14 protein-coding genes are annotated in these 14,600 nt (G+C 54.0%); all 14 read right to left on the reverse strand.

The features are described 5' to 3' along the window. Positions 1 to 73: 73 nt before the first annotated feature. The 14 genes from ACI0CA_RS07985 to plsX all read right to left on the reverse strand — a co-directional run bounded on the left by ACI0CA_RS07985 (position 74) and on the right by plsX (position 14,567). Complete coding sequence (locus ACI0CA_RS07985) at positions 74 to 820, reverse strand: YebC/PmpR family DNA-binding transcriptional regulator (RefSeq protein WP_176820698.1); 747 nt, start codon at positions 818 to 820, stop codon at positions 74 to 76. A 43-nt stretch (positions 821 to 863) separates the two neighbouring features. Continuing rightward, on the reverse strand, positions 864 to 1,430 hold the full coding sequence (locus ACI0CA_RS07990; protein ID WP_417422741.1) for a flavodoxin family protein: 567 nt from the start codon (positions 1,428 to 1,430) through the stop codon (positions 864 to 866). A 106-nt stretch (positions 1,431 to 1,536) separates the two neighbouring features. Continuing rightward, complete coding sequence (leuS, locus tag ACI0CA_RS07995; protein WP_446806947.1) at positions 1,537 to 3,951, reverse strand: leucine--tRNA ligase; 2,415 nt, start codon at positions 3,949 to 3,951, stop codon at positions 1,537 to 1,539. A gap of 42 nt (positions 3,952 to 3,993) precedes the next feature. Further along, positions 3,994 to 4,359, reverse strand: a complete 366-nt coding sequence (gene rsfS / locus ACI0CA_RS08000; protein ID WP_395590734.1) for a ribosome silencing factor — start codon at positions 4,357 to 4,359, stop codon at positions 3,994 to 3,996. Positions 4,360 to 4,399: 40 nt separating this feature from the next. Continuing rightward, positions 4,400 to 4,984, reverse strand: coding sequence for a bis(5'-nucleosyl)-tetraphosphatase (symmetrical) YqeK (gene yqeK / locus ACI0CA_RS08005; protein WP_316519012.1), 585 nt, complete (start codon positions 4,982 to 4,984; stop codon positions 4,400 to 4,402). After that, positions 4,977 to 5,591 carry a nicotinate-nucleotide adenylyltransferase gene (gene nadD / locus ACI0CA_RS08010; protein WP_417109600.1) on the reverse strand — a complete coding sequence of 205 codons (615 nt, stop codon included), beginning with the start codon at positions 5,589 to 5,591 and terminating at the stop codon, positions 4,977 to 4,979. Before nadD ends, yqeK begins: the two co-directional genes overlap by 8 nt. A gap of 3 nt (positions 5,592 to 5,594) precedes the next feature. Beyond that, entirely contained in the window at positions 5,595 to 5,900 is a 306-nt protein-coding gene (locus tag ACI0CA_RS08015) for a YhbY family RNA-binding protein (protein WP_176820692.1), read from the reverse strand. 3 nt (positions 5,901 to 5,903) lie between these two features. Further along, positions 5,904 to 6,494 (reverse strand): RdgB/HAM1 family non-canonical purine NTP pyrophosphatase, encoded by a 591-nt coding sequence (gene rdgB, locus ACI0CA_RS08020; RefSeq protein ID WP_316688390.1) that lies wholly within the window; start codon positions 6,492 to 6,494, stop codon positions 5,904 to 5,906. Positions 6,495 to 6,497: 3 nt separating this feature from the next. Further along, a complete protein-coding gene (locus ACI0CA_RS08025) occupies positions 6,498 to 7,337 on the reverse strand; it encodes a metallophosphoesterase family protein (protein ID WP_418566307.1) in 840 nt (279 codons plus the stop codon). Then, positions 7,334 to 8,254 carry a signal recognition particle-docking protein FtsY gene (gene ftsY / locus ACI0CA_RS08030; protein WP_308448407.1) on the reverse strand — a complete coding sequence of 307 codons (921 nt, stop codon included), beginning with the start codon at positions 8,252 to 8,254 and terminating at the stop codon, positions 7,334 to 7,336. Before ftsY ends, ACI0CA_RS08025 begins: the two co-directional genes overlap by 4 nt. 21 nt (positions 8,255 to 8,275) lie before the next feature. Next, positions 8,276 to 11,848 carry a chromosome segregation protein SMC gene (smc, locus tag ACI0CA_RS08035; RefSeq protein WP_308448408.1) on the reverse strand — a complete coding sequence of 1,191 codons (3,573 nt, stop codon included), beginning with the start codon at positions 11,846 to 11,848 and terminating at the stop codon, positions 8,276 to 8,278. Positions 11,849 to 11,860: 12 nt separating this feature from the next. After that, positions 11,861 to 12,850 (reverse strand): elongator complex protein 3, encoded by a 990-nt coding sequence (locus ACI0CA_RS08040; RefSeq protein WP_308448496.1) that lies wholly within the window; start codon positions 12,848 to 12,850, stop codon positions 11,861 to 11,863. Then, complete coding sequence (rnc, locus tag ACI0CA_RS08045) at positions 12,846 to 13,532, reverse strand: ribonuclease III (RefSeq protein WP_308448409.1); 687 nt, start codon at positions 13,530 to 13,532, stop codon at positions 12,846 to 12,848. Before rnc ends, ACI0CA_RS08040 begins: the two co-directional genes overlap by 5 nt. 21 nt (positions 13,533 to 13,553) lie before the next feature. Further along, complete coding sequence (plsX, locus tag ACI0CA_RS08050; protein WP_176820216.1) at positions 13,554 to 14,567, reverse strand: phosphate acyltransferase PlsX; 1,014 nt, start codon at positions 14,565 to 14,567, stop codon at positions 13,554 to 13,556. Positions 14,568 to 14,600 lie beyond the last annotated feature (33 nt).

Here is a 14,600-nt window from a genome sequence, read left to right on the forward strand (position 1 = left end):
GCGTTTTATACGTGGCGCAAGTAAAAACAGGCTGTAAAAAACCTCCCCGATAAGCCCGGAGAGGTTTTCAGCATCAATCTTCGTCTTCTTCCTCGGGCTCGTTCCAGTTGTGCCAGACTTGCTGGACATCGTCGTTATCCTCGAGTGCATCAATCAGCTTCTGCATCTTGAGAATCTGATCGGGATCAGTGAGATCCGTATAGGTATCCGGGACCATTTCCACTTCTGCGGAAACAAAGGAATAGCCCTTAGCTTCCAGATCATCGCGAACGCCGCTGAAATCGGACGGCTCAGTGTAGATCTCGAATACGTCTTCGTCTGCCTGAAAATCAGAAGCACCGGCCTCCAGTGCATCGCTCATGACGGTATCTTCGTCAAGGCCCTCACGCTCCAGCACGATAACGCCCTTTTCGTTGAACATGAAGGAAACGCAACCGGTGGTGCCGAGGTTGCCGCCGAACTTATCAAAGTAATGACGGACATCGCCCGCGGTACGGTTGCGGTTATCGGTGAGGCATTCCACGATGACGGCAACGCCTGCGGGGCCGTAGCCTTCGTAGGTGATGCTTTCATATGCGTTGGAGTTGCCCTCGCCTGCGGCTTTCTTAATGATGCGCTCAATGTTGTCGTTCGGCACATTGTTCGCCTTAGCCTTCGCAATGACGTCCTTCAGCTTGGAGTTTGCTGCCGGGTCTGCGCTGCCGCCTTCTTTAACGGCAACGGCAAGCTCACGGCCGATCTTTGTGAAGATCTTCGCTCTTGCACCGTCGGTCTTTTCTTTCTTTCTCTTAATATTATTCCACTTGGAATGTCCTGACATTGATGAAAACCTGCCTTTATTCACACAAATTCAAGTTATTATATCACAGCTCGCGCGCGATTTCAATAGCAATTTCCTGTGCCTTCGCGAAAATCGCAGAGTTTTCGCAATCTGCACGGTCTGTGTCCGGCAAAACCACCGTTTTTTTGAGCGTTGTGTTCATAACGGAAAAGCTTTGGCGCAGTGTTTTCTCGCATACCTCCACCGCAAACGGATCATACCGCCCCATGGTGAGCAGCAAAACGGCATCGCGGTGTGTCACAATCGCCGGGCGGATACCGCGGGCAAATCTAGCTTCAAAATACCGCTGAAAACGGTCGATAACCGCCTTGAGCTGCGCCGGAAACGAGAGGTTATAGACCGGCGTGGCGATGAGAAGCAGATCACACGCGCGCAGGTCACGATCAAATTCATCGAGGTCGCGAAACGCGCAGCCGTCTGTTTTTTGGCAATATCCGCAGGCGATACACGGATGAATATTCACTTTGCAAATGTCAAGTGATTTTACTTGCCAGTCTTTCTCTTTCAATCCGTCGAGAAAAGCTTCAAGCAGCTTCTTTGTGTGTCCGTCTTTATGCGGCGAAGAAAACAAAACGAGTGCATGTTTCATGTACTGGCCTCCGATTTTGTAAAGTAAAAAGCCTTTGCAAAGCTATTTAACTTCACACAAATGTAAAAAGAGCGCTATGAATTTACACACAGCGCTCTGTAAAGAATTATCCCTTTACGACGATATTGACGAGCTTGCCCGGAACGTAGATCTCTTTCACGACGTTCTTGCCGTTGATCTCCGCTGTTATGCGGTCTTCCGCCTTTGCAAGTGCAATCGCGTCATCCTTCTGGATGTCGGCTGCAACGTACAATCTTGTGCGAACCTTGCCGTTGACCTGCACAACGATTTCAATGACGTCATCTTTGCACTTCGATTCGTCGTACTTCGGCCAAATCTGCTCTGTGACCATGCCCTCGCCGAGCTTCATTTCGCTCCAAACCTCTTCTGTTACATGCGGTGCAAACGGGTTGAGGAGCATCGTGAAGACGGAGAGCTCTGCTTTATTGATGGAGCCCTTTTCCGCAATAACGTTCATGAGCGCCATCAAAGATGCAATGGCGGTGTTAAACTTGAGGTTCTCAATGTCATAAGAGACCTTCTTGATGGCTTTGTGGAAAGAATTTTCCATCTCCGGGCGGATCGCTTCGCCGTCGACGAGAATGGACTGCAGGTTCCAATAACGCTCAATGAAGCGGCGGCAGCCCTTGATACCGGCGTTGCTCCACGGTGCGGCCTTCTCAAAGTCGCCGATGAACATTTCGTAGAGACGGAGCGTATCTGCGCCGAACTCGTTTACAACGTCGTCCGGGTTGACAACGTTGCCGCGGGACTTACTCATCTTCTCGCCGTTTTCACCGAGGATCATACCGTGGCTTGTGCGCTTTGCATACGGCTCTGCGGTCGGGACCTGGCCAATATCGTAGAGGAACTTATGCCAGAAACGGCTGTACAGCAGGTGCAGTGTGGTGTGCTCCATGCCGCCGTTATACCAGTCTACCTGATGCCAGTAGTTGAGCGCTTCCTTGGATGCAAAAGATTCATCGTTGTGCGGATCCATATAGCGCAGGAAGTACCAGGAGGAGCCTGCCCACTGCGGCATGGTGTCCGTTTCGCGCATGGCCTTGCCGCCGCACTTCGGGCACGTGGTGTTGACCCAATCGGTCATCTTGGAGAGCGGAGATTCACCGTTATCGGTCGGCTCGTAGGAATCAACCTGCGGCAGAACGAGCGGCAGCTCGCTTTCATCGATCGGCACATAGCCGCACTTCTCGCAGTGTACAATCGGAATCGGCTCGCCCCAGTAGCGCTGGCGTGCGAATACCCAGTCACGGAGCTTATAGTTGACCTTACGGTGGCCGATGCCGGTCTCCTCAAGGTAATCTTTGATGCGGACTTTCGCTTCTTCGACGGTCATGCCGTCCAGAATGCCGGAGTTGACCATGATGCCGGTGTCGCAGTCCGTGAACGCTTCTTTCTGCACATCGCCGCCCTTAACGACTTCGATGATTGGCAGGTCGAACTTCTTTGCGAACTCCCAGTCACGGGTATCGTGTGCCGGAACAGCCATGATGGCGCCGGTACCGTAGGAAACGAGAACGTAGTCGGAAATGAAGATCGGAATGGTGGTACCGGTCAGCGGATTGATGGCCTCAACACCCTCCAAACGCACGCCGGTCTTATCTTTCGCGACCTCGGTGCGCTCAAAGTCGGACTTTTTCGCGGCCTCTGCCTGATACGCGCGGACGGCATCCAGATTCTGCAGCTGATCCGCCCACTTTTCAATGAACGGATGCTCCGGGGAAACAACCATGTACGTTGCGCCGTAAAGTGTATCCGGGCGGGTCGTGTAAACAGTCAGCTTATCGCCTGCGGTCGTGTTGAAATCGACCTCGGCGCCCTCGGAACGGCCAATCCAGTTTTTCTGCTGGGTCTTAACACGGTCCGGGTAATCGACAAGATCAAGGTCGTCGATGAGGCGCTGTGCGTAAGCGGTGATTTTCAGCATCCACTGGGATTTGACCTTGTGAATAACTTCACTGCCGCAGCGCTCACAGACGCCGTTGACAACCTCTTCGTTTGCCAGAACGCATTTGCAGGAGGTGCACCAGTTGACGGACATCTCTTTTTTGTAGGCCAAACCGTTCTTAAAGAGCTGGAGGAAAATCCACTGCGTCCACTTGTAGTATTTCGGATCAATGGTGCTGATCTCACGGCTCCAGTCGAAGGAGATGCCGAGAGACTGAATCTGCTGCTTAAAGCGCGCAATATTCTTCTTTGTGATTTCTTCAGGGTGCACGTGGTTCTTGATGGCATAATTCTCTGCCGGTAGGCCGAATGCGTCCCAACCAATCGGATAGAGCACATTGTAGCCCTCCATGCGGCGCTTTCTGGAAACAACGTCAAGCGCGGTGTACGGACGCGGGTGGCCGACATGCAGACCCTGACCGGACGGGTACGGGAACTCGATCAGAGCATAATATTTCGGCTTATCCGAAGTATTGGAAGCATGGAAAACACCGGCTTCTTCCCACTTCTTTTGCCACTTCGGTTCAATTTCACTGGGATTGTACTTGTTCATATTGATTACACTTACCTCTCTGCGCTATATAAAATAACAAAATCAATTCGGTTCAAACGTCATGTTGAGCTTTTCGCCGTCGAGCCACAGGCGATCCAAATCATAAAAACTGCGCGCTTCCGAGGTGAAGATGTGTACGACCACCGTTTCGTAATCGAGCACGACCCAGGAATCGGAGCGATAGCCCTCCACGCGGTCCGGCGCAATGCCGAGCTCTTTCAGCTTAAACTCCAGCTCGTCCGCCAGAGCATGCACATGCGTGCTGCCGGTGCCGTTCGCCAGAACGAAATAATCACCGAGCGAGGAAACGTCCGAAATGCGGATCACATTGATCTGATCGGCTTTTTTCGCATCCAAAATGCCCGCTGCGGTTTTTGCAAGCGTCAATGAATCCATGCTTTTAGCCATTCCTTTCTGCGCGCTGCGCGATTTTTATGCTTCCTTCCGCTTAATTGCCGTGCCGCAAAGCCCACACCGCGTCATTATATGCGTCTATGGTCTCCGGCACGATGGGCGCGCGGTCTTTTGCGAGCTCCGTAATGGTGAACGCGATGCCCTCCACAATGGCTTTGTCGAGGCTTTTATACGCGGCCTTGCGCATATCCTCTACGCCGGGGTAATTGCGGTCTTTGGAGATGAAATCCGCGATAAAAATGACTTTTTCGAGTAACGTCATGTTTTTTCTGCCCGTGGTGTGGTATCGCACGGCATTGTAAACATCCTCGTCCTCAATGTGCAGAACATGCTTGATATACACCGCGCCGCTGATGGCATGCCAGAACTTTTTAGCGGAAAGTTCAACGTCGCTCATAATTATACCAAAGTCCGCGAGAATTTTCAACTGTTTCTCCGGGGGTGTATCCTTTAAAATATCGTGCAAAAGCCCTGCAAGTTCCGCTTTTTCGGTATCGGCACCGTATTTTTTTGCAAGCTTTACCGCTTCTTCCGAAACATTTAAGGAGTGTTCGAAACGTTTTTGCGTGAGCATGGGCTTGATGATATCGATATATTGCTGTTTTTCTTTCTTATTCATGCGTGTAAAGCCTCTTTTTTTGGATGTATTCCGCGACGCCTGCGGGCACAAGACCGCTTATATCTTCGCCATGCAGACTTTTTTCGCGCACCATCGTCGATGAGACAGGCAAAAACTCGATGTTCTGCACGGTAAAGCGCAGCTGCGGGAACTTTTCCTTCACTTCTTCCCCGTGCGTGACAAGCGTTTGGAAACTATCCTTGTCACGCGGTGCGGCGCAGATCTCTGCCGCGGCGAAAATGCGCTCCGGGTGATACCACTTTTCGACAGTGCAGAACATGTCTTCCCCCATCAGCAAAAAGAGCTCATCGTCGGGATATTGCGCTTTCAGTTCCGTCATGGTGTCTGCCGTGTAGCTTTTGCCCGTGCGCAGCACTTCAATATCCGAGACTGTGACGGGACATTCGATGATGTCCGCCGCCGCAAGCCTGCACATTTCAATGCGGTCTGCCCCGCTTGCAAGCTGATGTGTCGCTTTGTGCGGCGGCGTGCCCGTCGGAATCAAAATCACGCGGTCAAGCGACAGACGCTTAATAAACTCCCGCACAAGGTGCACATGCGCCGTGTGGATGGGATTGAACGTGCCGCCGTAAATGCCGATGCGCATGGCTTATGCCTTTTTCGCACGCGGCAGGACGATTTTCGGATCCTTTTCGTTGCGTTTATAAAGCGCAAATTTGGAACCGATGACCTGCACGACTTCGCTTTCCGTCTGCTCTGCGAGCGTTTCTGCGGCTTCACGCGGAGAGACCGGCGCAGTCTCCAACACTTTGCCCTTGATGAGTTCACGCTTAAAAATAGCGTCTGCGGCCTGCTTTACGACATCTCCATCGATGCCGCCCTTGCCAATCATCAAAATGGTGTCTTCATTTACGGCGAGCGAGCGGAGATACGCTCTTTGTTTACTGGTCAGCATAATTTATCCCTCTTTGTCTTTCAGGTAGTTTTCAAGTTTTTCTGCGAAAATACGCAAGGATTTTCCTCGATGGCTCACGGCATCCTTTTCTTCTGCCGTCGCTTCGCCGAACGTCTTGCCTGCGCAGCCTTCTTCGGTGCAGATGAAAATGGGGTCATAACCGAAACCGCTTTCGCCGCGGCATTCCTCTGCGATGCGCCCGTAGCAGTAGCCTTCGGCTTCAAGTACGTCGCCGTTCGGGAATACACAGCAGATGGCGCTTGTAAAGTGTGCACCGCGCTTTTCTTCCGGCACGCCCTTGAGCTTTTCGAGTACCGTTGCCTTACGCTTGCCCGGCTCGGCATACCGTGCAGAATACACGCCCGGCTCGCCGTTTAAATAATCGATCGATAAGCCGGAATCGTCCGCGACGCACGGCAGGCCCGTTTCGTCACACGCGGATTTCGCCTTGATATACGCGTTTTCACGGAACGTGGTGCCGGTCTCTTCCGCCTCGGTCAGCTCGGCCGTCTGCACGGTGATGCCAAGCGGCGCCAAAATGCGGCCGAATTCTTCTATTTTATGCGCATTATGCGTTGCAATGATCATGTTCATGCGTTATCCCTCCAAAATTCCGAAATCGCGTGCGGCTTGCTGCCAATGCTCTAAAAGTACGGGGCCGCCCGCTGCAAGTTCTTCTGCGCGCTGCACGCAGAAAAGCGAATAATTTTTGCCGGTGTAAAGCTGTTTTAAAATCGCATGCCCCCACACGCCCGCGCGGGTCAGCAGTCCGCTTTCGCGAATTTCCAGTGCTGCGGCGTCAATGTCATACGGCACTTCGAGCAGCGTTTCGTTCCATGTGTTTCCGTCGGATTCGAGCAGCGCCATTTTCGCCGTGACGGTTTGCGTACACTGCACGCCGACCGCACCGGGGTTCACGTACAGCTTGCCCATTGTGTGCGCGCTGCACGGCTGATGCGTGTGACCGCTTAAAAGCACGCGCTCGTCGATTTTTAAAAGCCAGCTTTCTATTTTATAGGAGAACGGGCGCAGCGTGTCGCGCGTTTTTTCCGGTGAGCCGTGGCAAATGCGTATGGGACACTTGCCGTTTGGGTCAATCGTCTGCATAAACGGCAATGCGGAGATGAACTCGAGATCCTCCGCCGTAAGCCCCTCGTAGGTGTATAGAAGGGAGCCTGTTGTAGTGCCGTTTGCCCAATCGCTACCGAAGTTGTGGTGGTTCAGCACGTATTCTTCACGGTTGCCGCGCACGAACCAGCAGGGCATTTCCTGCTTTGCGCGGTATATTAGCTTCATAGTCTCGTGCGGGTTTGCACAGTCCGAAATATAATCGCCGAGGAAAATGTACCCATCCGCTTTTTGCTTTTCCGCTTCCTTCAGGCAAGCTTTCAGCGCATGGTGGTTGCTGTGTACATCGGAAAAAACGGCGAGCCTCATGCTTCCGGTCTCCGCTCGAACAGCGCGCGGGCGAAATCCTCCGCGTCAAACGGCTGCAGATCGTCCACCTGCTCGCCGACGCCGATGAACTTCACCGGCAAACCGAGATCCCGGTGGATTGCCAACACAACGCCGCCCTTTGCGGTGCCGTCGAGCTTTGTGAGCACGATACCCGTGAGTCCTGCGGCTTCTTTGAATTCACGCGCCTGATTGACGGCGTTCTGCCCCGTTGTGGCATCGAGCACAAGCAAAACTTCTTTGCTGCAGCCCGGCAGACCCTTATCGATGATGCGCGAAATTTTGGAAAGCTCGTCCATCAGGTTTTTCTTATTGTGCAGGCGTCCGGCCGTATCACAGATGACCACATCGGCGTGACGTGCCTTCGCCGCGGAGATTGTATCGTACACGACGGCGGCGGGGTCTGCGCCCTCTGCATGCTTGATGATCGGCACGTCTGCGCGCTCTGCCCAGACTTCAAGCTGCTCAATGGCCGCCGCGCGGAACGTATCCGCCGCGCCCAAAATTACCGATTTGCCCTCTTTTTTAAGGCGGGAAGCCAGCTTGCCGATGGTCGTCGTTTTGCCGACGCCGTTCACGCCGATGACAAGGATGACGGATGGCTGCGTATCGAGATGCAACTCGTTGTCGCCGCTGACCATCTCCGTGACGACCTCCTGCAAAAGCGTCATAATCTCGTTCGGGTCTGTGATGCCGCGCTCTTTCACGCGTGCGCGGAGCGTATCGCAGATTTCGGTCGCGGTGTTCATGCCGACGTCCGCCATGACAAGCAGCTCTTCAAGCTCCTCAAACAGCTCCTCATCGATCTTTGTGAACGCGTGGAGCATGCTGCTAATCTGCCCGGTGATGCTGTCTCTTGTTTTTTTTAGTCCCGCTTTGATCTTATCAAAAAAGCCCATTCAGGCACCTCTTTTCCGAATTTATGTTGTTATACCCAGTTTTTCCTGCGCTTCGTGTGCGTGCAGTGCCAAGAGTTTCGAAATGCCCTGGTCCTGCATCGTCACGCCGTAGAGCATATCAGCTTCTTCCATCGTGCCGCGGCGGTGCGTGATGACGATGAACTGTGTCTTTTGGTTCATGCGGCGCAGGTAATTTGCAAAGCGCACGACATTTACGTCATCCAGTGCAGCTTCGATCTCGTCGAGCATACAGAACGACGGTGGATTTACGCGCATGATTGCAAAGTAAAGCGAAATTGCCACAAGCGCCTTTTCGCCGCCGGAAAGCAGCTCGATGTGCGAGACGATCTTGCCCGGCGGGTGCACGCGGATATCGATGCCGGAATGCAGTACATCGCCGCTGTCCGTAAAGCAAAGCTCTGCCGATCCGCCGCCGAATAACTCCTGAAAAATCCGGCTGAAATTCTGATTGATGACGGAAAAGCGCTCTGCAAACTGCGTCTGCATCTGCTTTGTCAAGTTGTCGATGAGCTTTAACAGCTCGGCGCGGGAGCGCTGCACGTCGTCCGTTTGCATTTTGAGGAAATTGTAGCGCTCCGAAACCTCTTTGTATTCCACAACAGCCGCCACGTTGACGGAGCCGAGCGCTTTGATGCTGTTTTTAAGTTCGGACAACCGCCTTTGCGCCGTGGGCACATCTTCAATCGTGATGTTCATTTCCTCGGCTTCGCGGCGGGTGAGCTCGTATTCTTCCCACAGCTTTTTGAGGATAGCGTCGTATTCACCGCTCTGGTTTTCACGGCGTTCGCGCAGACGGGCAAGTTCAAGGCCAATCGTCTCGCGGCGCGAGGAAGCTTCGCGTTCCTTTTGGCGCAACTCGCTCGTCTGTTGCTCGAGTACCGTGCGCTTTGCGGCGATGGCGCTGACCGATTGCCGTTTTTCCTTTGCGGTCTCACGCAGATTAGCAGATTCAATTTTTCGGTTTTCAATATCCGCTTCGCGCGCTTTGATCTTCTCGAAGCTTTCCGCAAGTTCTTGATTTAAACTTTCTATACGTGCAGCGCGTTCGGACTGCTGTGCTTTCAGCGTTTGCACAGCATTTTCAAGCGATTCTTTGTCTTTTTCGATGGCGAGCCCCGCAAAACGGATTTCCTGCAAATGCTGCAAGGTCTCATCACAACGATGCATTGCGTCCTCGCGGTCGCCGACCATGGATTCCATTTTGCTTCTGGCTGCCTGAATTTTGTCTTCTGTTTCTTCTGTTTTCTGCTGGGCGCTGTCTGCGGTCTGCACAAAACCGCTCAGACGCCTTGCGGCACTTTCTTTTTCGTCGCGCAGAGAAGCAAGGTTCGCGGTTTCCGTCTCCACGTCGCGTGCGGCACGGGCCGCTTCCGCTTTGAAGCGGATCTCATCTTCCCTGTGCTGCGCCAGCACGGCCTTGGCGTTTTCAAGCTCCGCCATGGCCTGCAGCACTTCCTGCTGTGTAGCCTTGTGGCGCTCCAGTGTTTCATTTGCAGCCTGCGCCAGCATTTGTGCGTCTGCGCGAATGCGTGCAATCTCCGCCGAGCGGCTCAAAAGGCCGGAGTTGCGCGCCGCGGAACCGCCGGTGAACGAACCGCCCGCATTGACAATCTGCCCGTCCAAGCTGACGACACGGTAGCGGAACCGAATACGCCGTGCAATCTCCGCCGCGCGGTCAAGGTCTTCTGCAACAATAGTGCGGCCGAGCAGAGAATCGCGGATGCCGGCGTACTGCTCATCACAGTGGCAGAGTGTTGAAGCCACGCCCACAAAGCCGGGCATATTCTGCACATCGCGCGCATCGATAACCGTACCGCGCACCGTGGTCAGCGGCAGGAATGTCGCACGGCCGGAATCGCGCTGTTTCAATAAGCGAATAGCCGCTTTCGCCGCATCTTCGGAATCAACGACGACGTTCTGCATGGCGGCGCCGAGCGCGGTCTCCAGTGCCACGGCGTATTCGCGCGGGACTTTTAAAAGCCGTGTAACAGGTCCATGGATACCACGCAGATTGCCGCGCGTGCTCTCGCGCATGACAGTTTTAACGCTCTGCGTGAAGCCTTCAAGATTGCGTTCAAGGTCTTCCAACAGTCCAGCGCGGCGCTCTTTTTCTTTGGCGTCGAGCATCTGGCGGTCGGCTTCGGCTTTCACAGCTTCGGCGCGTTTTCTGCGCTGTTGCACACGCATTTCATGCCCCTGCACAGTGTTTTCAGCGTTTTGAATGTACTCCGCCGTATCGTGCAGCATGGCGTCAAGCTCCTCGCACTCCGTGTGAAGCGCTGCGAGGCGTTCTTCGCTTTCGGTGATCGCAGCATCCACTGTTTCGGCGCGGGCGCGAATCTCCTGCATGGAGGATTCCGCCGAGGACTGCTGCACGCGCATTTCGGAAAGTGCGGCGTTCAGTGACACAAGTTCAGCCGAAACGGCGTCGATCTCACGCGTGGTGCTGTCCGTGCCGGCACGCAGCTCCTCGAGTTGTGCGGTAAAGGCAACGAAATCGGCATGGTTCTGCGCAGCTTCCGCTTCCTTTGCTTTTACCGCCTGTTCTTTTTCTTGAATATCCGCTTCAAGCGTTTGTCCGGTCAGCGCGGCGCTTTCAATCTCGCCATTTAATCTGCGGATGGTCTGCTGTTCGTGCAGAATATCATTTTCAAGCACCGAAACTTCTCCCTCTTTACGGGTGGCGAGTTCATCGGCTTCGGAAGCCTTCAAACGTGCTTCTTCCATCTGTGCGGTGCAGCCGTTCGTTTCCGTGAAATTCTGCTCGATTTGCGCGGAAAGCACATTGAGCTCACTTTCGGCTTCCTCGTAGCTGTTCTGCGTGGAGGCAATCTTTTCCTCCACCTCGCGCACGATCTTGCCGGAGCGCTCCAGCGTTTCAAGCCACAAACCGATCTCCAGTTCCTTTTTCTCGCTGTCGAGTGCAATAAACTTTTCGGCTTTCTCCGCCTGCTCGCGTAAAGGGCCCACGCGTTCTTCGAGTTCGTTTAAAATATCGTGCAGGCGAATGAGGTTTTCTTCGGCTTTTTCCAAGCGGCGTTCGGCTTCCTCTTTGCGGTAGCGAAAGCGCGAAATGCCGGCGGCTTCTTCAAAAATCTCGCGGCGGTCTTCGCTTTTTGCGGAGACGATGCTATCGATCTTGCCCTGCCCGATGATGGAATAGCCGTCGCGGCCGAGGCCGGTATCCATGAACAGCTCATGCACGTCGCGCAGACGTACGAGCGTTTTGTTAATGCGGTATTCACTTTCGCCGGAGCGGTAAAAACGACGCGTAACGGAAACGGTGTCGCCGTCGTAATTCAACTCGCGGTCGGTGTTATCCATGGTGACGGTCACTTCGCAAAAGCCCTGCGCTTTGCGCTGCGGCGTGCCGCTGAAAATGATGTCCTCCATTTTGGAGCAGCGCAGTGCGCGGGTAGACTGCTCGCCGAGTACCCAACGCATGGCATCGCTGATGTTGCTCTTGCCGCTGCCGTTTGGACCGACGACCGCCGTGATGCCGTTTTCAAATTTTAAAGTCGTTTTATCGGGAAAGGTTTTGAAGCCCTGCAGCTCCAGAGATTTTAAAAGCATCTGTTTACCTGCCTATCGTAGCCTGTATGTGCCGCCGGAAAGCGAAGCATCCGGGCGGATGTGCACGGTGTAGCCGTGCTTAGAGAAATGCTGCAAATTTTCTTTTTTCTGTCCGAGCGCAACGGAAAGCATGCGCGGGTCAACATCGATCGTAACTTCCGAATCGTTTCGGGCTTGAAGCGCTTTAAGGACGTTTTCTCGGAAGATCGCGCTGCGGCACAGCTCCATAAAAGCGGGGTGAAACGGTCCCGCGACACGGTTTTCCAGTTCTTCGCTGGCGTGCAGCCCCACACGGATGAGCTTTACGCCGCGCTGCTCAATCATCGGGATGAGCTTTGCACAGAGTGAAACGGCATCCTCTAAGGTCTGCGGTGTGTATTTTCCTGCGCGGTACAAATCGCACAGTGGTGTGTTTTCTAAGACGATCGTAGGGTAAATGCGCATGGTGTTCGGCTTTAGAGCCAACAGCCTTTCGACAGTCTTCATCGCCTTTGCGTCACTGTCGCCGGGCAGCCCGGTCATCATCTGCAAGCCGAGCTCAAAGCCGTATGCGCGAATTAACCGCGCAGTGTTTTCCACATCCTTTGCGGTATGCCCCCGACGATTGAGCAGCAACACTTCGCCATCCATCGACTGCGCACCGAGCTCGATTGCCGTTACGCCGTATTGCTTTAATACGGTCAGACGTTCATCATCAATGGCATCCGGCCGCGTAGAGCAGCGGATACCGGCAAAGCCGTATGTTTCGCATGCTGCGTGCGCTATTTTTAAAAGCGCCAAACGGTAATCGGGGTCGATTGCCGTGAAGCTGCCGCCGAAAAATGCGATCTCGGCGTTCTGCACGCGCTCCCCCATTTGCTTTGCTGCGCTTTGCAGCAGCGCCGCCACTTCTTCAGGCTGCGGCTGATGATTTTCACCTGTAATGCGGTTCTGATTACAGAAGCTGCATTGCTGCGGGCAGCCGTTGTGCGGAATAAAAATTGAGATATTCGCGTGCTTAATAGCCCATCAGCTCCAGTGCTTCGCGTGCCGCCTGCTGTTCGGCTTCCTTCTTGCTGCGTCCGCCGCCCTTGCCGATGACATTGCTGTTGAGGTGCACCTCTACGGTGAAGTGCTTGTCATGGTCGGGGCCATGTTCGCCGGTGAGGACGTATTCGAGCCGTTCACCGGGGTTCTGCTGAATGATCTCCTGCAGCATCGTCTTGTGGTCTTTAAACGGGCGTTCGCCTGCAGACTGCGCCGCCGGTTCAATGTAGTGCAGTACAAAGCGCTTGGCCTCCTCCAAGCTGCCGGAGTCGAGATAGATCGCCGCCGTAATGGATTCGAACACGTCCGCTAAGATGCTTGGGCGTTCTCTGCCGCCGCTGTGCTGCTCGCCGTGGCTGAGACGCAGCAGCTCGCCTGCGCCGAAGCTGCGTGTAAAACCGCAGAGCGATTTTTCGCATACAAGCGCCGCACGCTTCTTTGTCAGCTTGCCTTCGGGAATATCCGGGAACGCTTTGCACAGGTATTCCGCCGTGACAAACCCCAAAATGGAATCGCCGAGGAATTCCAGTCGCTCATAGCTCTGGTCGCCGCCGCGGCTCTCGTTTGCGTAGGAGGAGTGCGTCAGCGCTGTGATGAGCAGATTGCGGTTCTTAAATCTATATCCGATCTTTTTTTCAAATTCATCCAATGATCTCATAGTTATACCTTTGCTGTCTTGTTATTCGTTCGTGTTTTCCGTTTTCTCGTTTTGTAGGGCTGCGGTGATCTCACTTATAATGCCGGACTCGGCGTACTTCACCGTAAGCGCAATGGCGTTTTTCAGCGTAGAAGCCTTGGCGCTGCCATGTACCTTAAAGACCGGCTTCGAGCACCCGAGGATCGGCGCACCGCCGTATTCGTTATAATCAAGCTCTTTTTTCATGGCTTTCATGTCGTTTAAAACCATTGCCGCCGCAAGCTTATTTTTCAGGCTCTTTTTGAAAACGGCCTTGAATTTATTCATCAGCGCCATGGCAACGCCTTCATACATCTTAAGAAGGATATTGCCCGTAAAACCGTCGCACACCACAACATCTGCCGCATCAAACGGAATGTCTCTGGCTTCAATGTTGCCGATGAAATGGACGTCTTTGTTTTCGCTCAGCAGTGCAAACGCCGCGTGCTGCAGTTCGCCGCCCTTGTGCGGCTCCGTGCCGACATTTGCAAGGCCGATGCGCGGCTTTTGAACACCCATGACCTTCTGCATATACACAGAGCCCATCATGCCGAACTGCTCCAACATTTCGGGGCGGCATTCGTTGTTTGCGCCGCCGTCTGCCAGCATGAAAAAGCCCTCGGATTTCGGCATGAGCGGTGCAAATGCCACGCGCTTGACGCCTTTGATGCGCTTGACGAGCAATGTGGCGCCAACGACGAGTGCGCCGCTGTTGCCGGCGGACGCAAACGCATCGCCCTTGCCCTCTGCCAAAGCGCGCAGGCCAACCGCCATTGAGCTTTGCTTTTTGGCGCGCGTGATCGCTGTGGGCTCATCCTCCATCGTGATGACATCCGGGCAGTCGATGATCTCAAAATCGGAAACGTTAACATTCAGCTTTTCCGCCGCTGCTCTGATCTTCTTTTCGTCGCCGGTTAAAACGATCTGCACATGGAGCTCATCTGCCGCCAGACGGCAGCCTTTTATAATTTCGTCCGGGGCGTTGTCGCCGCCGAATGCGTCGATTATGATCCGCATGTTTTTCCCTCACTTTAATATTCAGCTTCCGGC

The sequence above is a fragment of the Hominenteromicrobium mulieris genome (assembly GCF_046197855.1).
GTDB classification, from domain to species: domain Bacteria; phylum Bacillota; class Clostridia; order Oscillospirales; family Acutalibacteraceae; genus Hominenteromicrobium; species Hominenteromicrobium mulieris.